Below are 24,633 nucleotides of genomic sequence, written 5' to 3'. Positions count from 1 at the left end.
ATACGAGGAGGTGTAATGCGATTTTTGTCCCGCTTCGACATCATCGAGCTGATGATGACGCCATCTTTCTGGATCGGCGTCGCCACGGTGGTCTTTGTGACTCTGCTGGTGTACTGGCTGCTGACGCGCCTGATCGCCTTCGTTAAGAAAGGGATCACCACCTGGGGCGACAAGCACCCCAGCACCAACCGGATGCGCTTTATCCTGACGGATATGCTTAACCGCACCAGCCGCGTCCTGCTTTTTATCGTGGCACTGTTGTTCAGCTTGCGTTTCGTCGACTTACCGGATCATCTCTTTGGTACCGTGAGCCACGCCTGGTTCCTGGTCTTCGCTATCCAGGTGGCGCTGTGGATGGATCAGGGGGTGGTGTCGTGGCTTCGTCACGTCATGCTGGCGCCGGGAAGCCATAAAAACCCGGTGACGCTGGTGATCACGGGGCTTATCCTCCGTGCCATTGTCTGGTCAGTGATGCTGCTGTCTATTCTTGCTAACGCGGGCGTCAACATCACTGCTCTGGTTGCCAGCCTTGGGGTAGGGGGTATTGCTATCGCCCTCGCGGTGCAAACGATCCTGAGCGACGTGTTTGCATCGCTCTCCATCGGTTTTGATAAGCCGTTCGAAATCGGCGATTTTGTGGTGTTTAACGATGTCGCCGGGACGGTAGAGCACATTGGCCTGAAAACCACCCGTATCCGCAGCCTGAGCGGGGAGCAGATTGTCTGCGGGAACGCCATCCTGCTGCAACAGACGCTGCATAACTACAAACGGATGCAAACGCGCCGGATCGTCTTTACCTTCGGGGTTGCCAGCGACACGGCGCCGGACAAACTGCGTTCAGTGGGTGAGATGGTCAAACAGATCATTACCGACGTCGGGGAAACGAAGTTTGACCGCGCCCATTTCCTGGGCTTCGATCGCGATCGCCTGACCTTCGAGGTGGTCCATATCGTTAATACGGCGGACTACAACAAGTACATGGATATTCAGCAGGAGATCAATATTCGTATTCTGGAGGGGCTGAACCAGCAGGAGATCAAGCTGGCGCTGCCGAGCATGGTTCTGCACGCGCCCTGGATGAATGCCGGCGACGAGGCACCGACGCAGCGGTTGAGCGAAGCGCAATAAAAAAAGCCCGCCGTTACCGGCGGGCTTTCATTTTGGGGTCAATCGTCTTCCTCATCGTCCAGCTCAACCGGCGTCTGATACTGATCCGGTTTGATGACCAGAAGGTCGCAGCGCAGATGGTCGATCACCTGCTCGGCGGTATTCCCCAGGAACGCGGCAGAAATACCGGTCCGGCCAATGGTGCCCAGCACCACAATCCCGGCCTGCAAATGCTCCGCCAGATCCGGAATAACCTCTTCCGGTAACCCTTTTTCTACGTGGGTCATGTTCTCATCGATACTGAATTTCTGGCGCAGCGCTTTCATGGCCAGCAGATGCTGACCGCGAATCGCGTCGTTATATACGCTCGGGTCAAATTCAGGCAGCTCGATGGCGATATTGATTGGCGTAACCGGATAGGCGCCCACCAGATGGACTTCGGTGTGGTTAACCTGGTCGGCAAGCTGAAGCGTCTCCTTCACCAGCTTCTCGTTCAGCGAATTGTGATAATCCTCTTCGCTGGCCAGATTCACCGCCACGACGGCTTTCCCGCCCTCAGGCCACGGCTGATCTTTCACCATCCATACCGGGCAAGGGCATTTGCGCAGCAGATGCCAGTCGGTCGGGGTGAAAATCACGGATTCCAGTTTGTCATGCTGGTGCGCCATTTTCAGCAGCAGGTCATGCCCACCGGCCACCACTTCCTGAATAATGGCTTCGAAAGGTCGGTTGTGCCAGACCACTTTGATATCAATCGGTACGCCCGCTTCCAGGTAATACTTCGCCTGCTCGCGGATCCACGCGGTACGCTGGCTGATCACTCCCTGACGCATAGCGGTGCGCTCGTCAGGCGACAGAAGGGTGGTCATCTCGTATGAGAAGTCATAAATCGGCAAAAAGGCTTTAATTTTGCCACCAATCCGTTGATGTAAATACACAGCACGTCGTAATGCCGGCTGATCGTCCTGATTAGGATCGATAGCCACCAGCATGTTTTGATACTTTGCCATACAGGTCTCCTTACTACTGTCACCACAGTCTGTAAGTAAAAGAGTAACCTATATATCTTGAATGAAACAGGGGGGAAGTTTTTGCCAGATCAATAATCATGAAAATTTATCGACCTGGCATAAGATATCCGGGAGAGTTATGCCACGTTACGTGAGTGACCCGCCAGAATGGCCAGCGCTTCACCGTTTTCGATGGTGATGTACTTACCTTTAACCGCCAGCATTCCGCTCTTCTGGAAGCGACCCAGCAGACGGCTGATGGTTTCCACGGTCAGGCCCAGATAGTTACCAATATCGCCGCGCGTCATGGTCAGACGGAATTCACGTGGGGAGAAGCCACGTTCCGCGAAACGTCGGGAGAGGTTATAGATAAAGGCGGCCAGACGCTCTTCGGCATTCTTTTTGGAAAGCAGCAGGATCATATCCTGATCGCCTTTGATCTCACCGCTCATCAGACGCATCATCTGCTGACGCAGGTTCGGCATCTTACCGGACAGATCGTCCAGCGTCTCAAACGGGATTTCGCAGACCATAGAGGTTTCCAGCGCCTGAGCAAAGCTCGGGTGATGGCCACTGCCGATGGCGTCAAAGCCGACTAAATCGCCTGCCAGATGGAAGCCGGTAATCTGCTCGTCGCCCTGTTCGGTAATGGTGTAGCTTTTGATGGTGCCAGAACGGATAGCATAGAGCGATTTCAGTTCGTCTCCCGCCTTAAACAGCGTCTGCCCTTTCTGAATAGGCTTTTTGCGCTCGATGATATTGTCAAGCTGATCGAGTTCATGCTCATTCAGAGTAAACGGGATACAGAGCTGGCTGATGCTGCAATCCTGGCAATGGATAGCACAACCGCCAGACTGAATGCGTCGTATAATTCGCTTTTCCGGGATCATAGGTTTGCTCAAGCCTTAATTGATATTGGTCAATTTTAACATCTTTTTGGTAAGGACGTAAGTCTGGCAAACCCCCAATAAAGACAAGAGACGGCAGCGTGTTGCCATCTCCTTGAAATTCCACAGAATGATTAAGGATTATGAACCTAACAGGAAGAAAATTAAGCACAAAAAGCCTGGGAATTACAGCAGAAAATACCCTTCGTGACGCAGCAGCCACTCTTTGCGCTGTACGCCCCCGGCATAGCCGGTGAGGGTGCCGTTGCGCCCGATCACGCGATGGCAAGGCACCACAATGCTGACGGGGTTAGAGCCATTTGCCGCACCGACCGCGCGCGCCGCGCCGGCACGGCCAAGCTGCTCTGCCAGCTGACCGTAGTGCATCACCTGCCCGCAGGGAATATTACGCAGCGCCTGCCACACCTCGCGCTGGAAAGGGGTACCCGCCGTGGCGGTTGGCAGGGTATTAATAATGCTGAGATCGCCCTCGAAGTAGGCCGTCAGTTTATCGCTCAGCCCGCCAGGATTACGAGCAGTAATACGCTCGTAACCCTCGGCGCGATAATGGATGTTGAGCAGCTCTACCATCCGGTCGCTGTGCTCTTCCCATTCAACCGCGCGCAGATTGAACGCTTCATCCGCGATAACCCACAGCGGCCCCAGCGGCGTCGCAATCTTATCTTCGAGTAATCTCAGCATCAGTACTCCTTAGTTCAGCCTCGGGTAAACACCCGGTCCAATCGGCAGGCCGACAAGATACCACGCCACCAGCATCACCAGCCATACCCCTAAGAAGATAAGCGGATAGGGCAGAACCAGCGAATAGTAGGTACCCAGCTTAGCCTCCGGTCTGTAGCGTTGCAGGAAGCCTAAAAACAGCGGAACGAAGGGTGACACGGGCGCCAGCGGGATCACCGAGGAATCGGCGACACGGAACAGGATCTGGGCGAACGCCGGATGGAAGCCGAGCATCATAAACATGGGGACAAAGATGGGCGCCAGAATCGACCAGATGGCCGACCCGCTGGCAATAAACATGCACAGCAGGGACGACAGCAGCGCCAGGCCGACAAACGCAGGAACACCGCTCAACCCCGCCGCCTCCAGCGCGTCCGTCAGGCTCACGGCCATAAACTTGCCCATGTTGCTCCAGTTAAACATGGCGACAAACTGCGCCAGCGGGAACACCATCACGATAAAACCCGCCATCTCCTTCATCGGCTCGATCATCAAGTGCGGCAGATCTCCCTGACGGCGGATTTTGCCCGTAGCGATGCCGAACGCGAGCGAAACGACGAAGAAGAAGAGAATTATCAGCGGCACAATGCCCTGAATAAACGGCGAGGGCAGTACGGTGTGTTTGATCGGATCGCGCAGCACGCCATTCTCCGGCACCACCATCAGCGCCACCACTGCAATGAACGCCAGCGAGACGATCCCGGCTACGCGCAGGCCGAACTGCTGCTCTTTGCTCAGCGTCTCCAGCTTTTCATCGCTCCGGCCTTCCCACTTACCCAGGCGCGGCTCAATGATCTTATCGGTAATCAGACCCCCGACAATTGTCAGGACAATCACCGAACTGGCCATAAAGTACCAGTTGTCGATCACGCTGACGTGCATAGTCGCATCGATGGTGCTGGCTGCCTCTGTGCTGATGCCGGAGAGCAGCACATCGGTGGTCACGATCAGCAGGTTAGCGGTAAACCCACAGCCGACGCCCGCAATCGCCGACAGCAGGCCCGCAACAGGATGACGGCCAACGGCGAGGAAAATCAGCGCCCCCATCGGCGGCATGATCACCAGCGCCGCGTCGGACGAGATATGGCTGAAGAAGGCAATAAACAGCACCATATAGCTGGCATAACGCGCGCTGACGTGCGAGGCCATTTTCACCATCAGCGCAGGCAGCAGACCCACGCGTTCGGCCAGTCCCGCGCCTAACACCAGCGCCAGGATGGCGCCCAGCGGCGCAAAACCGCTGAAGTTTTTAATCACGTTCGGTAAAAACCAGTGCAACCCTTCAACGCTGAGCAGATTTTTCACTGCCACCATGCTGCCGTCGGCCGGGCTGCGCACGCTTACCTCAAAGGCGGACAGCACGGCCGTCGCGACCATCAGGATGACAATTAAATAGATAAAAAGCAGGAAAGGGTGCGGCACTTTATTGCCGATCCTTTCAACCCAGCCATAGAGCTTACCGGATGGGGAATGCGAAGGTATGGAAGACATACTCATGGGCGTTCCTCGGGACTGTTGTTGTGTTGTTGTGTTGTGTTTTTTTATTTTAAAGGTGACGGTGTCACGCCCTGCGGGATCGGACACTCGTACGGTTTTTCTGTTATGTGTTGTTCGAACTCTTCCCGGCATTTTCGCAGCAGGTCGGCATCCTGAAGCAGATGCAGCACGGTCGCGCCCATCACTTTTCCGGCCAGCAACATGCCTTTATGGGCAATTGAGGTACGCCCCTGCGCCACTAATTGCCAGGTATGCAGTGGGGTGCCGACGGTAAAACAGGGGCTAAAGCACTGTGCGACAGGCATCTTCCAGCTGACATCTCCTACATCGGTGGAGCCTGCCAGCACGTTATCGGTGATGGCGTAAGGGGCAACTTCATCCACCAGCAGCGTCTCCTGATGGCGTCGGGCGAACGCTTTTCCCTCTTCGGCCCCCGTTGCGGCAATGTTTTTCAGGCTGTTTTGCAGGTCGTTTGCCGTGAGCGTGGCGCGGATTTCACGGGCAAATTCGCGTTCCTCTTCCGTCCAGGCCGGCGTGCCATAATGCTGCAATGCGCGGTACATCGCCGCTTCGAGCGTACGGTTCGGCAGATAGCTGGAGCAGGCTTTATCAAAGCGGCACTCGACGGTGGTTTCGGTCATCATCGCCGCACCCTGGGCGATTTTCTCGATGCGCGCGTAGATCTGCTGCGCATCGGCCATCTCCGGGGCGCGGATCAGGTACAGCACCTCGGCCTGGGCCTGTACCACGTTGGGCGAAATCCCGCCGGTATCGGTGATGGCGTAATGAACGCGCGCTTTTTCAATGATGTGTTCGTTGAGGAAGTTTGTACCGGTGGTCATCAGCGTCACGGCATCCAGCGCGCTGCGCCCCAGATGTGGGGAGTTTGCGGCATGAGCGGCGATCCCCTTAAACCGCCAGGCGGCCTGAATATTGGCCAGCGTGCTGACGTTAAACATCCCGGCAAAGGCTTCCGGGTGCCATGTCACGGCAGCGTCCACGTCGTCAAATAGCCCTTCACGCACCATAAAGGTTTTACCGGAGCCGCCTTCCTCGCCGGGGCAGCCGTAAAATCGTACCGTTCCGCTGCCGCCGTGCTGCTCCAGCCAGCTTTTCACCGCCACCGCCCCGGCAAAGGCAGCGGTGCCTAACAGGTTATGCCCGCAGCCGTGGCCGTTCGCCCCCGGGGTGGCGGATTGCGCCGTCGCGCAGTGCGCCTGCTGGCTTAGCCCGGCCAGGGCATCGTATTCGCCCAGAAGGGCGATAACGGGCTTGCCGCTGCCGTAGCTGGCAATAAAGGCGTTGGGAATGCCTCCGGCTCCCCGCGTCAGGGTAAAGCCCTCGGCTTCCAGCGCGCTGGCGAGCCGTTCGGCGGACCAGAACTCTTCGAAGCGCGTTTCGGGATGATCCCAGATGTCGTCGGCAATATCGGTAAACGTCTGACATCGCGTGTCGATGGCATCAGCGATATAAGCGTAGTTCTCCTGCATTACACACCTCGCGTCCACGGGAAATTAAGCGCAGTTCGCGCCAGCGTTTCGATGGCAACGTTCATCACCTGCTCATCAAAATCGAATTTTTCGTTGTGATGTCCGGCGCTCAGCTCGGTGCCGAAGACCATATACGAGGCCATGCCGCCGTTCTGCTGTACGCGGGCCATCATTAGCGTGGCATCTTCGGAGCCCGCAGGCGCTTTGACCTTATCAATGGCATGAGTCACGCCGGGCACCTGGCTTGCCTGCTCGCGCAGATAATCGACCCAGGCCGGGGAGGGGGCGCTGGAGGTCGCTGCCCCCATCAGGTTTACCCCGGCTGTTACGGCGTAGAGCGCCGCCGCGCCGGTAATTACCGCCTGCGCGCGTTCAAAGACATACTGATTAATGGCCTCGCTTTCGCCGCGGGTTTCAACCTTCAGCAACGCATCAGCCGGAACCACGTTGCGTCCGCTGCCCGCCTGCATGACCCCGACGTTAACCCGGGACGCGCCTTCGCTGTGTGGCGCGATGCCATGCAGTGCGATGGCGGCCTGGGCAGCCGCGAGCAGGGCGTTACGGCCCTCTTCTGGTTTACCGCCAGCGTGTGCGGCGACCCCGGTAAAGCGCACGTCAAATTTGGTGGTCGCCATGAAGTTATCGCTGCCGCAGATCACCGTCCCTTTCGGCACGCCGGTCCCGATATGAATGGCGGTAAAGTAGTCCACGCCGTCCAGCGCGCCTGCGGCGACCATAGCCCGCGCGCCGCGCGTACCCTCTTCGGCAGGCTGGAAGATCAGTTTGATGGTGCCGTTGAGCTGCGCTTCATGCTGCTTAAGCACCTGCGCGAGCCCCAGACCAATGGTGGTATGCCCGTCGTGGCCACAGGCGTGCATCATGCCCGGGTTGCAGGAGGCAAAACCGTCGCGGAAGGGGCGATGACTTTCGTCAAGCGCTTCGCTTAAATCAAGTGCATCCATGTCTACCCGAAACGCCAGCGTTGGGCCCGGACGTCCGGTATTCAGGGTCGCGACAATGCCGGTGAACCCGCCCTCAAACGGCGCCAGCCATTTCTCCGGCGCGCCCTGCGCCCGGGCGCGGGCAAACTCTCGTGAAAGGGTGGCGTCATCGGGCAGTCCCATACGGCTTTCGGCGTCGACCACGTCGCGACCCATCGCCAGTTCGTAGCCCAGCGAGTCGAGGATCTCCGCGACTTTCGCGGCTGTTCGAAACTCCACCCAGCCGGATTCCGCGAAATGGTGGAAATCGCGACGCCATGCGCTCAGTTGTGGGGCTAATGTCTGGATGTACTGCGCCAGTGCGTTCATATCTTTTCCTGTCATCATTAAAATATGTGAACTGCTTCACGCTGTGATAGTTTTTACTTATCACTAATCGTTTTTTCACAGTTTTAACCGTTCAGGAATTACCCTCGCACATCCGTTTCCATTAAAGTAGATGACAGTTTCTTTACTCTGATAAACAACGGTTATCGGTCTCGTTATGTCATTTCAGATTAAATTTCATCAAATCAGGGCGTTTGTCGAAGTGGCGCGTCAGGGCAGTATTCGCGGCGCCAGCCGGACGCTTAATCTTTCGCAGCCCGCGCTGACCAAATCCATTAAAGAGCTGGAAGAAGGTATGGCGGCCCAGCTGTTTGTGCGCCGGAGTAAAGGCGTCGCGCTGACCGAGTGCGGAGAAGGGTTTTATCACCGCGCTAATTTGATTCTGGAAGAGCTACGTGCGGCGCAGGATGACATCCGCCAGCGGCAGGGCGAACTTGCCGGGCAGATCAATATTGGGATGGGGGCCAGTATTTCACGCAGCCTGATGCCAGCCGTTATTACGCGTTTTCATGCGCAGCATCCTCAGGTCAACGTCCGGATTATGGAAGGCCAGCTGGTGTCGATGATTAATGAATTACGTCAGGGTGAGCTGGACTTTACCATCAATACCTATTATCAGGGGCCGTACGATCACGAATTTACGTTTGAAAAGTTGTTCGAAAAGCCTTTTGCCGTATTTTGTCGGGCAGGGCATCCGGCGACAGGGGCGACCTCAATTAATGAGCTTCTGCAATATAACTGGACGATGCCTACGCCCCGGGGAAGTTATTATAAACAGTTGCAGGATACTTTTAACCACCGCTCTCAAATACCGCGAATTGGCGTTGTCTGTGAGACCTTTTCCTCCTGTATTAGCCTCGTCGCACAAAGCGATTTCATCAGCATTTTACCGCAGGAGCTGGGCTGCGATCCGCTTCTGGCGCACCGTCTGATAATGCTGCCGGTTGTCGAAACCCTGCCTAAAGCAGCATATTATTTAATTCAGCGTCGTGATTCTCGCCAGACACCGCTTGCCGAATCATTAATCACGCAGTTTCGAAGGGAAGCCAGAAAATTAATTTAATCAAAATAACAACAATAAAAAAATAGAGTCTGCCCGACATCAGACAGACTCCACAGTACACACAGTCGTGCATCCTTTCGCGGATCCTACATGCATTATCCATTGGGCAGGTTTATTAAGTTATAACAGCTTTTTCTTAAAAGAGAAGGACGTTGAGTGATTGATTTCACGATTTTTTAACGTAAATTATTTAATTAATTACGGCTGAAATTTAAGTTAAGGTTGGATTAAATTTATTGCGTCTGCGATTATCCGTTCCTTAAGCCATTATTTGAACCCGTGCCCGGATGATTGAGACCCGCAACGGGCGCAGGTATAGTACATCACTCAGATGTAGCCGGAGGATTTCCATGAACCCTGACGACAAATCACTTTTTCTTGACGCCATGGAGGATGTCCAGCCGCTCAAACGCTGCGCGGATATTCACTGGCAGCAGAGCCGCAACACGCGGGCGCGTCAGGAAATAGATACTGAGCAGCTCGATAACTTTCTGACGCTGGGGTTTCTGGAACTGTTGCCCCTTGACGAGCCGCTGATGTTCCAGCGCGAAGGGGTACAGCAGGGGGTATTTGATAAGCTGCGTTCCGGCAAATATTCCCGTCAGGCCAGCTTAACGCTGTTACGCCAGCCTGCGGAGCAATGCCGCCAGCTGGTCTATTCCTTTATTCGCCAGGCCGGACGTGACGGGCTACGCAACCTGATCATCGTGCATGGTAAAGGGCGTGAACAGCAGTCGCATCCTAACGTGGTGCGCAGCTATCTTGCGCGCTGGCTGACCGAGTTCGACGAAGTACAGGCCTTTTGCGAAGCACAGCCCCATCACGGCGGCAGCGGAGCATGCTATGTCTCGTTGCGTAAGTCAGAGGTTGCGAAGCGTGATAACTGGGAGCGCCACGCCAAGCGCAGCCGCTAATCAGGAAGGCGGGCGAGATGCCCGCCTGTCACTCAGAAGGTTTCCCAGTTCGCGTCAGCTGTATTCGCGCCTGCCGCTGACGGGCGCAGCAGTACGGGCGTTTTCACGTTTTTAGGGCGAGCCGCCGGCGATGCCTGAGCGTTCAGCCGGAATGCCGCCACGGCCTGACGTAGCTGTTCAGACTGATCTTCCAGCGCTGCCGCCGCCGTTGCCGACTCCTGTACCAGCGCGGCGTTTTGCTGCGTGACGCTGTCCATCTGCGAGACCGCCAGGCTGACCTGCTCTATACCGCGGCTCTGCTCGTCAGACGCCGAGGAAATCTCAGCCATAATATCGGTTACGCGCGTCACGGCCGCGACGATCTCTTTCATGGTCGCACCCGCCTCGCTTACCTGTTCCGAGCCGGTATTCACCCGGCTGACAGAGTTCTCGATAAGCCCTTTGATCTCTTTTGCCGCCTGCGCGCTGCGGCTGGCCAGCGTCCGTACTTCACCTGCCACGACCGCAAAGCCGCGACCTTGTTCCCCGGCACGGGCGGCTTCAACCGCCGCGTTGAGCGCCAGAATGTTGGTCTGGAAGGCAATGCTGTCGATAACGCCGGTGATATGCGCAATTTGCTGAGAACTGTCGGCAATGTCATTCATGGTGCGCACCACGTTATCCACCACCTGACCGCCGCGTGCGGCGGTTTCAGACGCATTCTTCGCCAGCAGCGTCGCCTGACGGGCGTTATCCGAGTTCTGTTTCACCGTGGCAGTCAGCTCTTCCATGCTGGCGGCGGTCTCTTCCAGCGAGGCGGCCTGCTGCTCGGTTCGCGCGGAAAGGTCGTTACTCCCGGCGGCAATTTCTCCTGCGCCCGTGTAGATAGAATCTGTGCTGCCGCGCACGGCGCTGACGGTGCTCACCAGCGACTGCTGCATCTCGTGCAGACCGGCAGCCAGCTGGCCCATCTCGTTGCGCCCGGTAATCGCGACGTTTTGCGTCAGATCGCCGCTCGCGATGGTGCGAATATGGTTCATGATGGCGTTGAGCGGTTTCAGGAGCAGGTGCTGTAAACCCTGCCAGATCACCACCAGCACGGCGATCACAGTCAGGAAGATCGCCGCCAGCGTCCACTGCATCTGGGTAAAGCTGCTCTGGTTCTCTTCGGCGGCGGCTTTCAGCAGCACGTTGTTTTCAGCGCGCCAGCGGGTATAGACCGCCTCCATCTCATCCTGCGCCTGTTGGGCGTCCAGGTCGCCATAGGCCTGATAGTTATCGGCGCGCAGATACTCAATGGACAAGCGCATCACCTCATGCATTTGCTTCCAGGCTTTCTGCATCTCTTCGGTGAGCGCGGCATTCTGGCCCTTCACCTGCGGAATCGCCTGCCAGTTTTTGTAATAGTCTTCGGCTTTGGTCAGCGAACCGTTCGCGGTGCCCAGCAGCGTGTTGATTGCTGCGAGAGAGGCCGGATCGCGCTGGTTTTTCAGGTAGCGGATCGCCACGCGGGTGACGGTAACGCGCGTTTTCACCAGCGTGTTCACGCTGTCGCTCAGGCTCTCCTGTTGGGCATTGAGTAACCCGGAGTTCTGAAAGTTGTGACGATCGTTGTTAACGGCAGAGTAGAACAACCCTCCCGTGACAACTTGCAGCAGACAGAATATGGTGAGGGCAAAGATAATACCGGTAATCACGTGCAGATTTTTCAGCATGGCGGTCATCCGTAAGAGAAGAGGCAGGGTTACATCAATACTATCGTCGTAGCGAATTTAAACTTTAATTTTACTATTGCTTAACTAATGGTTTCGTTGCGGAACCTGTTGTAAATCCGGATCATTTTTTATGAGGAAGGTCAGCATGAGCAGCATAGATAAAAGCGGAATGTTCACGCTCGGAACGCGTACGGTTAAACGATTTGGCTATGGCGCGATGCAGCTTGCCGGGCCTGGCGTTTTTGGTCCGCCAAAAGACAAAAATGCGGCGCTGGCGGTGCTGCGTGAAGCGGTGGCGTCGGGTGTGAATCACATTGATACCAGCGATTTTTACGGCCCTCATGTGACCAACCAGCTTATCTGCGAGGCGCTTCATCCGTACCGGGACGACCTTACGATTGTGACCAAGATCGGCGCCCGACGCGGCGAGGATGCCTCCTGGCTGCCGGCGTTTTCCGCGCAGGAGCTGACGCAGGCGGTGCATGACAACCTGCGTAACCTGAAGCGGGATGTGCTGGACGTGGTTAACCTGCGGATCATGTTTAGCGCCCACGGACCGGCGGAAGGCTCGATTGCCGCGCCGCTGAGCACCCTTGCGGAGCTGCAACAGCAGGGGCTGGTTCGTCATATTGGGCTGAGCAACGTCACCGCTTCGCAGGTTGCTGAAGCGCAGAAGATGGTTTCCGTGGTGTGCGTACAGAACATGTACAACGTTGTGAATCGCAGTGACGATGCGCTGGTCGATTCACTGGCGCAGCAGGGGATTGCCTGGGTGCCGTTCTTCCCGCTGGGTGGTTTCACGCCACTGCAATCTTCCGGACTACAGGCGGTGGCGGATTCGCTGGGCGCGACGCCGATGCAGGTGGCGCTGGCATGGCTGCTGCAACGCTCGCCAAATATCCTCTTGATCCCGGGAACCTCGTCGGTGGCGCATCTGCGTGAAAACCTGGCGGCAGCCGATCTGGTATTGCCGCCTGAGGCGCTGGAGACGTTAAATTCGCTGGTGGGGTAATCCCGATGGCAGCAAAAGCCCGGAGGATTTTTCGGGCTTTTGCTGTTTATGATCCAATCTGACTTCTTTGGCGGTGAAGCGCTAATGCTTCCGCCACGATTTCCTGCTTACTTTTCCGTGTTTCATACGCAGTAATGCGGATGTACTCCATCAGCGCAGGATCGATGCGCGCGCTTAACATCCTGAGTTCGGCCTCCTTTGCGACACCGCGAGCAACACGCTTATCGGGATAATCACGGGCGGGCATAGAAAACGTCCTCCAAAAATTGTCTTGTTAATTTGTGCTGTAAAATATGCGCCAGTCTAAATAGAAAGTCAACGGATAGTGATTATGCAGTGATGCCGAGTTGTCTTTTGTGTATTTAGAAGTCATCGGTAAGTGATTTGATAGTGATGTTTTATGACGCGTTAAGCTTGCCCATGCGTAAAAATTTACAAAACAAATAATCGTCATTGCTATAGAGGGTTATAAGCGAAGCGGTTAAGGCGTAGCCAGCCGCTTACGCTGACATGGCTTGATCGATACCTCAGTTAAAACTACTGTATATAAAAACAGTATGAAGGTGTTTATCATGATCTTTTTCAGACCCGCAGAGTTGCGTGAAATCGTTGCTATTCCACTTTTCAGCGACTTAGTACAGTGCGGCTTCCCCAGCCCGGCAGCGGATTATGTAGAGCGGCGTATCGATTTAAACGAGTTATTAGTCGCCCATCCCAGCTCCACTTACTTTGTCAAAGCCGCCGGTGACTCAATGATAGAAGGGGGGATCAATAACGGTGATTTGCTGGTGGTGGACAGTTCACGCAAGCCTGAGCATGGCGATATCGTGATTGCGGCGGTAGAGGGCGAATTTACCGTGAAGCGCCTCCAGCTGCGTCCCAACATTCAACTCAACCCCATGAACAGCGCCTATTCGCCGATTATTGTCGGCAGCGACGATACGCTCGATATCTTTGGTGTGGTGACGTATATCGTGAAATCCGCGAGCTGATCGTGTTTGCGAAGCTTAATTAATAAGCAATGAGTTAATTCTCATCATGCAAAAATCTTACGTTATCCGGGCTGACTTGTCGGCAAACCTGATATTCATCGCATAAGCCGGAACTGACTGGTCAAATATTCTGGTATTGGCGAATTACAGAGTGATATCCCATTTTTTTATTTTGTTATGTTCCTGCACTTTAGTGAGTTTTCTTTTTTTCCGACAGAATACATTTTGTCTACATTATAATTTTAATTTATGATTCGCACACGAACAATTGATGTTGTGCGGGGTTTTAGCATCGTGGCAGTCAATAAAACCCTGCTGTTATAAAGCAATCAGGAGATTCATTTTTATGTCAGACAATAATCCCCGCCCATCCGGCTGGTTAGGCCCGTGGTGCCTGCTGGTGGGTGTGATACTTCTTGTAACGGGGCTCTTTTTTGCCATCGGCGGTTTTAAACTGGTTTCTCTGGGGGGGAGTTGGTATTTTCTCATCGCCGGGGTTATCACTCTGCTCTCTGCGATTCAGTTCTTCCGCCGCAAGTCCTCTGCCGTGGGGCTGTTTGCCCTGGTGTTTCTTGGCACCCTGATTTGGGCATTTTTCGATGCCGGGCTCGACTTCTGGCCGCTGGTTTCCCGTTTAATGGTACCCGCCGGGCTGATGGTGCTGGCAGCCGCCACCTGGCCTGCATTGCGTAAACGTGAAGGAAAACCGTCCTGCGCAAAAGGAGCCGTGGGGGTCTGCGCGGTCCTTATTATCGCCATGGGCGTCACCTTTGTTCAGATGTTTCAACCCCATCCGACCGTGCCGTTTAGCGGTGAAAAACGCCCGCTGGTGCCGGTAAAAGATGATGCGAAACAGCAGAACTGGGATCACTACGGTAATACGGCTGGCGGTAGTCGCTTTGTGGCGCTGGACCAGATAACCCGTGACAACGTGAAAAACCTGAAACCGGTCTGGACCTACCATACCGGTGACGTACCGGAAAGTCCGGACGGCAATGGCGCAGAAGATCAGCAAACGCCGCTACAGGTTGGCGATCGTGTCTTCCTCTGTACGCCGCATAACAACGTGATCGCCGTGGATGCCGATAGCGGGAAAGAGATCTGGAAAGCGGAAATCAACGCCAAGTCTGCAATCTGGATGCGCTGCCGTGGCCTGGCGTACTTCGATGCCACCAAACCGCTGGCACAGCCAACGGTAGCTGGCTCCACGCCGGTTCTGCCAGCGCAGGTCGCACCGGGCGCTGCATGCCAGCGCCGTATCCTGATGAATACCATCGACGGTAAGCTGATCGCGTTAGACGCCGATAACGGCAAATTCTGCCCGGACTTCGGCACTAACGGCAGCGTTAACCTGCATGAAGGGATGGGCGACGCGTCAGATCCCACCTACGTGCTGACGTCGGCCCCGACGCTGGCGGGTACGACGGTTGTCGTTGGCGGCCGCGTTGCGGATAACGTCAGCACCGATATGCCGGGAGGCGTTATACGTGGTTATGACGTGATCACCGGCCAGCTGCGCTGGGCGTTCGACCCGCGTAATCCGGATCCGAACTATGTTCTGAAGCCGGGCGAACACTACAAACGTAGCTCTGCAAACTCCTGGGCCCCTATGTCCTGGGATGCGTCGATGAATACCGTGTTTATCCCGATGGGAAGTTCCTCTGTCGACCTGTGGGGCGCTGACCGTATTCCGGAAGATCACAAATACGCCACCTCAATCCTCGCGCTGGATGCGACTACCGGGAAAGAGAAGTGGGTATACCAGACCGTGCATAACGACCTCTGGGATTTCGATATCCCGATGCAGCCGAGCCTGGTTGATTTCCCGACAAAAGAGGGCAACAAGCCCGCGGTGGTGGTGGGCACCAAAGCGGGTCAAATTTACGTTCTTGATCGCCTGACGGGTAAACCGCTCACTGAAGTGAAAGAGGTTCCGGTAAAACCAGCGGATATTCCACGTGAACAGTACCCGGCAACGCAGCCGCGCTCTGTGGGGATGCCGCAGATTGGCGCGGAAACCCTGAAAGAATCGGATATGTGGGGGGCGACGCCGTTTGACCAGCTGGCCTGCCGTATCAGCTTCAAATCAATGCGTTATGACGGTCTGTACACGATGCCGGGAACCGATATTTCCCTGAGCTTCCCGGGCTCGCTGGGGGGAATGAACTGGGGTAGTCTGTCCACGGATCCGAACAACCAGTACATCTTCGTCAACGACATGCGTCTGGGTCTGTGGGTCCAGCTGATTAAACAAGATCCGCAGAGCGCGGTGGCAAATACGGGCGGTGAAGCCGTGAACGCCGGGATGGGTGCTGTTCCGATGAAAGGAACGCCGTATTCGGTCAACAAAAACCGTTTCATGTCACCGCTGGGCATTCCGTGCCAGAAACCACCGTTTGGCTCTCTCTCCGCGATTGACCTGAAAACGCAGAAAATCGTCTGGCAGGTGCCGGTCGGTACCGTTCAGGATACCGGTCCGTTTGAGGTAAAAATGCGTATGCAGATGCCTGTCGGTATGCCGACGCTGGGCGGTACGCTGGCTACGCAGGGCGGTCTGGTCTTCATTGCGGGAACCCAGGATTACTACCTGCGCGCCTTTGATTCCTCTACGGGGGAAGAAGTGTGGAAAGCGCGTCTCCCGGTGGGTAGCCAGGGCGGACCTATCAGCTATGTATCACCGAAAACCGGCAAACAGTACATTCTGATCTCTGCCGGCGGTGCACGCCAGTCGCCGGATCGTGGTGACTACGTGATTGCCTACGCGCTGGATAAATAACAGCGAAATAAGCAGCCCGGCCCCGTCGTAGTACGGGGCTTTTTTTTGACTAAAAACTACGCACAGGAAGAAAGCGGCGGTTCCGGTCAGCCCGTGAAAAGCACCCGCCAGCGTCGGCGACGGCGAGTCATCTCGCGCCATAGCGCGACTATCTCGTCAGGTTGCAGGGCATCAATAGCCTGCGGCGTTAACACCGGCAAACCATAGCGCTGGCGCAGGGCGGTCACTGCCGTGGCGCTGGCATCCATCGGTGAGCGGATCTGCGTCGCCAGTTGCTGTCGCAACACGCTGAACGCTGCCTCATCGCACGGCGTCAGCTCACGCAAAAATCGTTTGCAGCAACCCAACAGGTTCACGGGAGAACGGTCAGGCGACTGTAACGCCAGCAGCAGGCCATCGCGATCGGCAATACGCTGATAACGACAGCTGACCACGTAGCCGATCTGCTGTTCCACGCGCAGGCGCTGGAAAAATTGCGGTTCGCAGCATAACGCCAGCATCCGCAGCGCGGCGAGCGACGCGCCCGGCGGCAGGGGAATAAACACCAGCAGCGCCGAATCCGCGCTGGCGTGCGGAATGTGTTCGATCCCGCCGGGACAACCGCTTAACGGCAACGGCGTAGCGTTAACCGGTGTCCGGAGCAGGCCAAGCTGCCGGGCTAACCCGTGCGCGTGCCCGGCGCTGCCGCCAACTAACGCCGCCAGCCAGCCGTCCCGTGGCGGATCCGATGCCAGACGTTCAGGCAATTGCTGGAGCAGCTCACGGATGGCGATGCCTTCTGGCGCTGGCGTAAGAGCCGGAGCGGGGTGGGAGAGGCGATCGATTATCGCCCCGATGATGGGTTCCGCCGTCACCACGGCGTCAGGAAGCCGCAGGGTGAGCTGCCAGCTACCGTCAACCGTCTGCCACTCGCCGCTGCCGTCGATATGGCGCAGTTCAGCAAGAAGAGGGCGTAACTGTTTGCCCATCGCCACCCCGTGCGCCCGTTCCACGCGCGAATAAAAAGGCCTGCGCAGTATCAGCGTCGGCGGTTGTGTCTGCGCCGACAAATGCAGCAGTGGAGCGGCTTCTGACGTCGGGGCTGGCGCAGCATACCTGGCAGTCTGCGGGTAGAAGGAAAACGCGATGGGGCTATCATCTGCAACCGGCTGGCGACGCCAATGGCTAAGCGGCAGGGCAAAACCCTGGCTGGCGATAATTTCAGCGGTTTCCATTTTTTTGCAGGCCAGATACGAGGTGGGCGCCGTCAGTAAATCGGCACAAAAGGCGGAAAAACCCACGGGCGTCGCGCCGGGCGCAAAACCAAACGCCCGCTGGCGCAGCTGCTCCAGCGTCGGCAGGGCGCTGAAACGCTGCTGTGCCAGCCGATAATAATGCCGCTGCTGCTCATCCGTCGTTTGCTGTAGCGCCCGTAGCCAGTGGGTAATGTGCGGGTCAATGTCCTCGGGCCGTTCGCTATCAACCGTTAGCGCCAGCCAGCCGTAATCATCATCCTGATAAAGCCAGTTCAGGGCGACTTCTTCTGCCAGCCCGCGCGCCCGTAGCCCGGCAATCAGGCTTCCGGGGGCGTCGTCCAGTAAAAACTCCCGAAATAAAGTGACGTTGTCACTTTTTCGAATGAGCGGACAACGCCACAGTGCGGGTCGCTCCGTCACCGCCAGCTGATAATCTGCTTCAGCGCTAAGACGCAACGGGGGAGCGGTTTCAGGCACGCCTCCTGACGCAAAACCTGACGCAAACGTATGGGCAAGCTCGGCCAGCGCATCCAGCGTTTGCGGCCCTTGCAGCCACAATTGCAGGTGTCCGGCCACATAATAGCGACGATGAAAGTCGCGCAACGCGGCTTGCAGCGATCCCGGGTCCTGCCCGAGAGACTCCTTGCTACCCACCTGAAAACGGCGAAAAAACGCGGGTTCTTCCATCGCGTGGCGCGCCGCCGCTTCGCGCCGGGCGGAATCATGTTGCTGGATGAGCCGGTTTTCCGCATCAATGACCGCCACTTCGCGCTGTATGTCATGCGGTGAAAGCAGCGGCGCCTGCAACATATCCCGCAGCCGCGCGACGCCGTCGGACAGGTTATCGGCGGCAACGTCGAAGAAAAAAGCGCTGTGGCGAGCCAGCGTGGTGGCATTGACGCTGCCGCCCTGGCGCTGGATCCAGGCCATGAGTCGATCGTCGTCCTGATAGCGCTGGCTACCGCGGAACAGCAGGTGCTCAAGTAAATGCGCAAGACCGGCGAAGCGCGGTGGCTCGTGATGGCTTCCGGCACTCACGCGCGCCAGCGCCGCCGCGCGTGTCGCCTGCGGCTGATGCACCAGCGTTGCGCGCAAACCGCCTGCCAGTTCCACGATGCGGGTGGTCATTATCGTTACAGTTCCCGGGTTTTATAGATAAGCTGAGAACGGGTACGGTTGCGGAACTGAAGCTGACCGATCTTCATATCACTACAGGCTGCTTCGCGTCGCGCCTCGAGGATTTTATGATGATGCGGCGATTTGCTGCACACCGGATCGGCGTTATCCGCATTCCCGGTGAGCATAAAGGCCTGGCAGCGACAGCCGCCGAAGTCCTTCTCCTTTTCATCGCAGGAGCGGCACGGCTCTGGCATCCAGTCAAACCCGCGATAGCGGTTGAAGCCGAAAGAGTCATACCAGATGGATTCCAGGCTCTGCTCAAGCACCGACGGGAAATCCACCGGCAGCTGGCGCGCGCTGTGGCAGGGCAGCGCCGTGCCTTCCGGGGTCACGCTGAGGAAAATCGACCCCCAGCCGCCCATACAGCCTTTTGGCCGCTCTTCGTAATAATCGGGGGTGACGAACAGCAGGTTGGTCAGATTGCCGCTGGCGGCCATTTTTTGCCGATATTCGGCAACCACGCGTTCCGCGCGGGCGATCTGTTCCCGCGTCGGCAGAAGCCCCTGACGGTTAAGGAACGCCCAACCGTAGAACTGGCAGGTGGCAAGTTCGACGTCGTCGGCGTCCAGTTCGATGCACAGCTCGATGATTTTATCGATCTGATCGATATTATGCCGGTGCAGGACGAAATTCAGCACCATCGGATAATCGCGGGCTTTGACCGCTCTGGCCATCGCCAGCTTCTGCTGGAAGGCTTTTTTGTTCCCCGCCAGCGCAGCGTTGAGCACTTCATCGCTGGCCTGAAAGCTAATCTGGATATGGTCCAGACCGGCCTCGCTGAACGCGTCGAGCTTGCTTTCCGTCAGGCCAATTCCCGAGGTGATCAGGTTGGTATAAAAACCGAGATCGCGGGCGGCGCGGATCAGCTCCGGCAGATCTTTACGCGTCAACGGTTCGCCGCCGGAAAAACCTATCTGCACGCTGCCCATCGCCCGCGCCTGGCGGAAAACCTCAATCCACTGTTCGGTGGTCAGCTCCTGATCCTGCCGGGCAAAGTCCAGCGGGTTAGAGCAGTAAGGACACTGTAGCGGACAGCGATAGGTCAGCTCCGCCAGCAGCCACAGCGGTGGATTGACGGCGGGTTTATTCTGGCTCACGGAAAATAATCCACTTCTGTTGATAAGCGATTTGCAGGAATTCTACGACGTCGTCATCCACGCCGCCGGCTTCCGGGAACCGTTCGTTGAGTATGGCAATGATGGCCGCCGCGTCGCGTTGGCCATCGACCAGTTCGAGGATCGCGGCCGCGGTCTCATTGAGTTTAGCCATGCCTTCCGGATAGAGGATGACATGGCTGTCCTGAGCGGCTTCCCATTGCAGGCGATAGCCGCGACGAAAGGCGACGATGGAGTTTTTTTGCATGCTTATACCAGTCGGGTTGTGTGCCAGGCCGCTTTGTCGGTGACCGTGTGATAAGGCGGACGCTGTAGCGCGTAGGCCATGGTCATCGCGTCGAGCATCGACCACAGGATATCGAGTTTGAACTGAAGGATCTCCAGCATCCGATTCTGCTTTTCTGCGCTATCGCAGTAACGCTTCGCCAGCTCCAGACCGTGTTCAACGTCGCGGCTGGCCTGGCTGAGGCGGCTGCGGAAATAAAAATAGCCTTCCTCTTTGATCCACGGGTAGTGCTGTGGCCAGCTGTCGAGACGCGACTGATGGATTTGCGGGGCGAACAGTTCGGTGAGCGAGCTGCATGCCGCCTCCTGCCAGTTGGCGCGGCGGGCGAAGTTAACGTAAGCGTCGACGGCGAAACGGACGCCGGGCAGCACGTGGCGTTCGCTGATTAAGTCCTCGCGGCTGAGCCCCACGGCTTCGCCCAGCTGTAGCCAGGCTTCGATACCGCCGTCATGACCGTTGCTGCCGTCGTGATCGAGGATCCGCTGCACCCATTTGCGACGCGTGTGCGGATCCGGGCAGTTCGCCATAATTGCCGCGTCTTTCAGCGGGATTGTCGTCTGGTAGTAAAACCGGTTCGCCACCCAGCCCTGGATCTGCTCGTGGCTGGCCTCGCCGTTATGCATCGCGATATGGTACGGATGGTGAATATGATAGTAGGCGCCTTTCGCCCGGAGGGCGTGCTCAAACTCTTGCGGCGAGAGCGTTTCGCGAATGTGCATAGTTAGTCCTGAAGCGTGATGTTCATCCCGTCCCAGCTCACTTCTATTCCCTGCTGCGCAAGGGCGTGACGCTGCGGCGACTGCTCGTTAAGGATCGGGTTGGTGTTATTAATGTGGATCAGAATCTTGCGCTTTGCCGGCAGCGAGGCCAGCAGCGCCATCATGCCGTGTTCATCGCCGAGCGCCAGATGGCCCATGTCGCGGCCGGTATTGCGTCCGACGCCGGTGGCCTGGAGTTCATCGTCCTGCCAGACGGTGCCGTCAATCAGCAGGCAGTCCGCTTTTTTAAGCCACGGCAGGATGGCGTCATCGGGTTCACCGAGACCCGGCGCGTAGAACAGCGTCTGACCGTTGCGGCGGTTTTCGATAAACAGCGCCACGTTATGCCCCGGCAGCGGGCGGTCGCGCCACGGCGAATAGGGCGGCGCGTTACTGGCGATGGGGACAGCGGTAAACTGCAAATCAGGGCAGGCTTCCACGCTAAAGGCGGTGAGCGGCGCGATCGGGTGATGAATCAGGCCGCCGTTCCAGTGCCGGAGCATGGTAAAAATCGGGAATCCGCTGGAAAGATCTTCATGCACCTCCGGCGTACACCATACCTGATGTGGGCACCCCTCGCGCAGGCTGAGCAGCCCGGTAGTGTGGTCAATCTGGCTATCGGTGAGAATAATGCCGCCAATATGCGTGCCGCGCAGAACCTCTTTCTTATTCAGTTCTGGCGTATGGGCAATCTGCTGGCTGATATCGGGGGAGGCGTTACACAGCACCCACTCTTTGCCGTTATCGCTGACGATGATCGACGACTGGGTGCGAGGGGTCGCCTGAAGGGTACCGTCGCGCAAACCCTGACAGTTGGCGCAGTTACAGTTCCACTGGGGGAAACCACCGCCAGCGGCGGAACCGAGGACTTTTATAAACATGAAGATGGGCCAGGTAGTCAAACAAAAATGCCCGCACGGATGGCGGGCAGAGCGATTAGCGGTTGGAAATGTACAGGGTCACTTCCAGGCCAAGACGTAAATCAATAAAAGCAGGTTTCTTCCACATCGTTTTTTCCTCTTTAAAAATGCAGCACCAACGCCATTGTTTGTGCCAGTTTTGTGATGGTCATCAAATAATGCGTCACAGGAGGGCAAAGCTCAACCCGAAAGATGTAAGGAATTAACTTAATGTTTACAACGTAACCTATTGTTGCCAAACATTTTGCAATACCTTTTGCCAGTTGCCCCACAGCAGCTTATTCAGCACAAATTGATCATAGCCGCTGTCACGCAACGCGCTGATTAGCCGCGGTAAACCACTCACATCGTGTAAGTCATCAGGCAACGTAATGCCGTCAAAATCGGAGCCCAGCGCGACATGATCGTCACCCATGATGTTAATAAGATAGTCGATATGGCGAACGATTGTGCTCAGCGGGGTATCGCTATCGCGTTTACCGTCGGCGCGCAGAAACGCGTTGCCGAAATTGACGCCTGTCACGCCGCCGCTGTCGCGGATAGCCAGCAGCTGCCGATCGGTCAGATTGCGCGGTTGCGGGCATAGCGTATGGGCGTTGGAATGGGTGGCGACCAGCGGTGAAGAGGAATGACGAGCGGTATCCCAGAACGCCTTTTCATTCATATGCGAAACGTCAATCAGCATGTTCAGGGCGTTAGCGTGCTTAATGAGGGCGATACCCTCAGCGGTAAGCCCTGGGCCGCTGTCCGGGCTGCCGGGAAACGCCCCGTTAACGCCGGTGCCAAAACGGTTAGCAATGTTCCAGAAAGGCCCAATGCTGCGCACCCCGGCGGCATAAAAAGCCTGTAGATCGCCTCCCTCGCCGTCAAAACCGCCCGCGCCCTCAATATGCGCCACCATCGCCAGCACTTTATCCTGACGGCAGCGTTCGATATCCGCCGCGCTCAGGCACAATCGCGCCCGGCCATCGGAGTGGGCGACAAGCTGCTTAAGGATCGTCAGCTGCTGCCAGAGAATGTCGACCGGCTGCCACGGCTCGCTGGCGTATTGTGGCGCCATGCGGGCGATATACTCCTGCGGCGGCACGAACAGCGCGAACAGCCCGCCGGAAAATCCGCCTTGCTGCATGCGCGGATAATCGAGGTGTCCCTTCTCAATGCCGGAGAAGAAGGCCGTTACCGGATCCTGGCGATGGTGAAGCCATAAATTAAGCAACAGGTCATTGTGACCATCAAAAATCGCCATAGCGTATCCCACTGTCTTTTATTGCTGCGAAAGTTGCCTGGCACGATAACCGATTTGTCCGGTCCGGCAAGGGGAAAATTACAACTTAGCAGCAATTGTTAATATCACTTAACAGTGAGGAGATCCTCAAAGCGGGTGGTGTAGCGGGGTGAAAGCATTTCCCGTTTCATCTGCCACGGCTGCTGAATACCCTGTCCCGCGAAGTAAAGCGTGCCACGGCCATTTTCAGCATTCAGATGGTCTAATACATCCATTAACTTTTGGCTGTTTTTCCTAGGTGCGTTGTCGTCAAACAGATTAAGTTGCGCGACGCCCTGGCTATAAAAATCTCCCAGCATCACTCCGGCTTTCTGGTACCGATGGCCGTTCTTCCAGACCGCATCCAGACAACGAACTGATGCGCTGATAATATCCCGGCTATCCTGGGTTGGGGTGAGCAGTTTTACCGACGCGCTATTGCCATAATATGGCTCGTTAAGCGTGAAGGGCGAGGTTTTAACAAATACGGAGATAAAGCGGCAATGCTGATGCTCATTGCGAAGTTTTTCTGCTGCCCGGGCGGCATAACTACAGATGGCCTGGCGTACATCGTCATATTCCGTGATCCGTTCGCCAAACGAGCGCGAACAGACGATTTCTTGCTTTACCGGGGCAAACTCTTCCAGTTCAAGACACGGTTCGCCCCGTAATTCACGCACCGTTCTCTCCAGCACGACATTGAAATGTTTTCTTATGAACCGGATGTCGGTGTCTGCCAGTTGCAGGACGGTCTTAATCCCCATCATCTCAAGCTTCTTCGCTATGCGACGTCCTACCCCCCAAACGTCTTCGACGGGTAGCGCCGCCATCAGCTTTCTCTGACGATCCACATTGGACAAATCAACAACGCCTCCCGTCTGGCGCTGCCAGCGTTTCGCCGCGTGATTTGCCAGTTTCGCCAGCGTCTTTGTGGGTGCGATGCCCACCCCGACGGTCAGATGAGTGTGTTGCAGTACGGTCGCTCTCATTTCATGCCCAAAATCGGAAAGATCGCGACAATTACGCACCCCGGTAAGATCGCAAAAGATCTCATCAATTGAGTATATTTCGCTACGAGGCGACATCGCTTCAAGCGTGTTCATTACCCGGTTGGACATATCCGCGTAAAGTTCATAATTACTGCTGAAACAAACCACGCCATGATGCCTGAAGCGATCTTTCTGTTTGAAGTACGGTTCACCCATTTTCACAAAGGGTTTGGCTTCAGCGGAGCGAGAGATGACGCACCCATCGTTATTGGACAATACGACCACCGGTCGTCCCTTCAGGACCGGGCGAAAAACCGTTTCACAGGAAGCATAGAAAGCGTTCACATCACACAGTGCAAACATGGTCAGCTCGCTC

Annotated in this window: 22 protein-coding genes; 6 read left to right on the top strand and 16 right to left on the bottom strand. The window is 56.4% G+C overall.

What is annotated here, in order from left to right; genetic code table 11:
* Window positions 1–15: 15 nt before the first annotated feature.
* Window positions 16–1,128 carry a mechanosensitive ion channel family protein gene (locus RHN82_RS22425; protein ID WP_047051864.1) on the top strand — a complete coding sequence of 371 codons (1,113 nt, stop codon included), beginning with the start codon at window positions 16–18 and terminating at the stop codon, window positions 1,126–1,128.
* 38 nt (window positions 1,129–1,166) lie between these two features.
* On the opposite strand, the gene uspE is transcribed toward RHN82_RS22425, so the two are convergent.
* From uspE to RHN82_RS22395, 6 genes are all read right to left on the bottom strand, one after another.
* Window positions 1,167–2,117, bottom strand: coding sequence for a universal stress protein UspE (uspE, locus tag RHN82_RS22420; protein ID WP_003857535.1), 951 nt, complete (start codon window positions 2,115–2,117; stop codon window positions 1,167–1,169).
* Window positions 2,118–2,254: 137 nt separating this feature from the next.
* Window positions 2,255–3,007, bottom strand: coding sequence for a fumarate/nitrate reduction transcriptional regulator Fnr (fnr, locus tag RHN82_RS22415; protein ID WP_000611906.1), 753 nt, complete (start codon window positions 3,005–3,007; stop codon window positions 2,255–2,257).
* 183 nt (window positions 3,008–3,190) lie between these two features.
* Window positions 3,191–3,706 carry a methylated-DNA--[protein]-cysteine S-methyltransferase gene (gene ogt / locus RHN82_RS22410; protein ID WP_015570643.1) on the bottom strand — a complete coding sequence of 172 codons (516 nt, stop codon included), beginning with the start codon at window positions 3,704–3,706 and terminating at the stop codon, window positions 3,191–3,193.
* Window positions 3,707–3,715: 9 nt separating this feature from the next.
* A complete protein-coding gene (abgT, locus tag RHN82_RS22405) occupies window positions 3,716–5,242 on the bottom strand; it encodes a p-aminobenzoyl-glutamate transporter (protein WP_032104209.1) in 1,527 nt (508 codons plus the stop codon).
* 44 nt (window positions 5,243–5,286) lie between these two features.
* Window positions 5,287–6,732 (bottom strand): M20 family metallopeptidase, encoded by a 1,446-nt coding sequence (locus RHN82_RS22400; RefSeq protein ID WP_047051863.1) that lies wholly within the window; start codon window positions 6,730–6,732, stop codon window positions 5,287–5,289.
* Window positions 6,732–8,042 carry a M20 family metallo-hydrolase gene (locus RHN82_RS22395; protein ID WP_047051862.1) on the bottom strand — a complete coding sequence of 437 codons (1,311 nt, stop codon included), beginning with the start codon at window positions 8,040–8,042 and terminating at the stop codon, window positions 6,732–6,734. The genes RHN82_RS22400 and RHN82_RS22395 overlap by 1 nt, the downstream gene beginning before the upstream one ends.
* Window positions 8,043–8,217: 175 nt before the next feature.
* Between RHN82_RS22395 and RHN82_RS22390 the strand changes: the two genes are divergently transcribed.
* Together RHN82_RS22390 and smrA are read left to right on the top strand one after the other, a co-directional pair.
* Window positions 8,218–9,123 (top strand): LysR family transcriptional regulator, encoded by a 906-nt coding sequence (locus RHN82_RS22390; RefSeq protein ID WP_003857524.1) that lies wholly within the window; start codon window positions 8,218–8,220, stop codon window positions 9,121–9,123.
* Window positions 9,124–9,473: 350 nt separating this feature from the next.
* Complete coding sequence (smrA, locus tag RHN82_RS22385) at window positions 9,474–10,037, top strand: DNA endonuclease SmrA (protein ID WP_047051861.1); 564 nt, start codon at window positions 9,474–9,476, stop codon at window positions 10,035–10,037.
* Window positions 10,038–10,069: 32 nt separating this feature from the next.
* On the opposite strand, the gene tcp is transcribed toward smrA, so the two are convergent.
* Window positions 10,070–11,731: a methyl-accepting chemotaxis citrate transducer gene (gene tcp / locus RHN82_RS22380; RefSeq protein WP_047051860.1), complete on the bottom strand. Its 1,662-nt coding sequence runs from the start codon at window positions 11,729–11,731 to the stop codon at window positions 10,070–10,072.
* 145 nt (window positions 11,732–11,876) lie between these two features.
* Here tcp and RHN82_RS22375 point away from each other — a divergent pair, with 145 nt between their 5' ends.
* Window positions 11,877–12,743 carry an aldo/keto reductase family oxidoreductase gene (locus RHN82_RS22375; protein WP_047051859.1) on the top strand — a complete coding sequence of 289 codons (867 nt, stop codon included), beginning with the start codon at window positions 11,877–11,879 and terminating at the stop codon, window positions 12,741–12,743.
* A gap of 46 nt (window positions 12,744–12,789) precedes the next feature.
* Here RHN82_RS22375 and RHN82_RS22370 read toward each other — a convergent pair whose 3' ends face one another.
* Window positions 12,790–12,990: a hypothetical protein gene (locus tag RHN82_RS22370; RefSeq protein ID WP_003857516.1), complete on the bottom strand. Its 201-nt coding sequence runs from the start codon at window positions 12,988–12,990 to the stop codon at window positions 12,790–12,792.
* A 325-nt stretch (window positions 12,991–13,315) separates the two neighbouring features.
* On the opposite strand from RHN82_RS22370, the gene RHN82_RS22365 reads away from it, so the two are divergent.
* Window positions 13,316–13,735: a translesion error-prone DNA polymerase V autoproteolytic subunit gene (locus RHN82_RS22365; protein ID WP_003857514.1), complete on the top strand. Its 420-nt coding sequence runs from the start codon at window positions 13,316–13,318 to the stop codon at window positions 13,733–13,735.
* Window positions 13,736–14,081: 346 nt separating this feature from the next.
* Window positions 14,082–16,511 (top strand): glucose/quinate/shikimate family membrane-bound PQQ-dependent dehydrogenase, encoded by a 2,430-nt coding sequence (locus RHN82_RS22360; protein ID WP_047051858.1) that lies wholly within the window; start codon window positions 14,082–14,084, stop codon window positions 16,509–16,511.
* Window positions 16,512–16,597: 86 nt separating this feature from the next.
* On the opposite strand, the gene pqqF is transcribed toward RHN82_RS22360, so the two are convergent.
* From pqqF to RHN82_RS22320, 8 genes are all read right to left on the bottom strand, one after another.
* The gene (pqqF, locus tag RHN82_RS22355) at window positions 16,598–18,874 is read right to left on the bottom strand and encodes a pyrroloquinoline quinone biosynthesis protein PqqF (RefSeq protein ID WP_047051857.1); all 2,277 of its coding nucleotides are present in this window, start codon (window positions 18,872–18,874) and stop codon (window positions 16,598–16,600) included.
* A 5-nt stretch (window positions 18,875–18,879) separates the two neighbouring features.
* Entirely contained in the window at window positions 18,880–20,022 is a 1,143-nt protein-coding gene (gene pqqE, locus RHN82_RS22350) for a pyrroloquinoline quinone biosynthesis protein PqqE (protein ID WP_023296519.1), read from the bottom strand.
* The gene (pqqD, locus tag RHN82_RS22345; protein ID WP_003857508.1) at window positions 20,009–20,287 is read right to left on the bottom strand and encodes a pyrroloquinoline quinone biosynthesis peptide chaperone PqqD; all 279 of its coding nucleotides are present in this window, start codon (window positions 20,285–20,287) and stop codon (window positions 20,009–20,011) included. The genes pqqE and pqqD overlap by 14 nt, the downstream gene beginning before the upstream one ends.
* A 2-nt stretch (window positions 20,288–20,289) precedes the next feature.
* Window positions 20,290–21,045, bottom strand: a complete 756-nt coding sequence (pqqC, locus tag RHN82_RS22340) for a pyrroloquinoline-quinone synthase PqqC (RefSeq protein WP_047051856.1) — start codon at window positions 21,043–21,045, stop codon at window positions 20,290–20,292.
* A gap of 2 nt (window positions 21,046–21,047) precedes the next feature.
* Window positions 21,048–21,965, bottom strand: a complete 918-nt coding sequence (pqqB, locus tag RHN82_RS22335; protein WP_003857504.1) for a pyrroloquinoline quinone biosynthesis protein PqqB — start codon at window positions 21,963–21,965, stop codon at window positions 21,048–21,050.
* Between the two features lie 55 nt (window positions 21,966–22,020).
* On the bottom strand, window positions 22,021–22,092 hold the full coding sequence (gene pqqA, locus RHN82_RS22330; protein WP_002905689.1) for a pyrroloquinoline quinone precursor peptide PqqA: 72 nt from the start codon (window positions 22,090–22,092) through the stop codon (window positions 22,021–22,023).
* Window positions 22,093–22,230: 138 nt separating this feature from the next.
* Complete coding sequence (locus RHN82_RS22325) at window positions 22,231–23,250, bottom strand: dipeptidase (protein ID WP_047051855.1); 1,020 nt, start codon at window positions 23,248–23,250, stop codon at window positions 22,231–22,233.
* Between the two features lie 104 nt (window positions 23,251–23,354).
* The gene (locus RHN82_RS22320) at window positions 23,355–24,620 is read right to left on the bottom strand and encodes a Y-family DNA polymerase (RefSeq protein WP_047051854.1); all 1,266 of its coding nucleotides are present in this window, start codon (window positions 24,618–24,620) and stop codon (window positions 23,355–23,357) included.
* Window positions 24,621–24,633 lie beyond the last annotated feature (13 nt).

The sequence above is a fragment of the Enterobacter cloacae complex sp. EB5 genome, from assembly GCF_031432835.1.
GTDB lineage: Bacteria > Pseudomonadota > Gammaproteobacteria > Enterobacterales > Enterobacteriaceae > Enterobacter > Enterobacter hormaechei_C.
The sequence above is the reverse complement of the archived record's forward strand: the minus strand, read 5'-3'. Positions and strand labels throughout refer to the sequence as shown.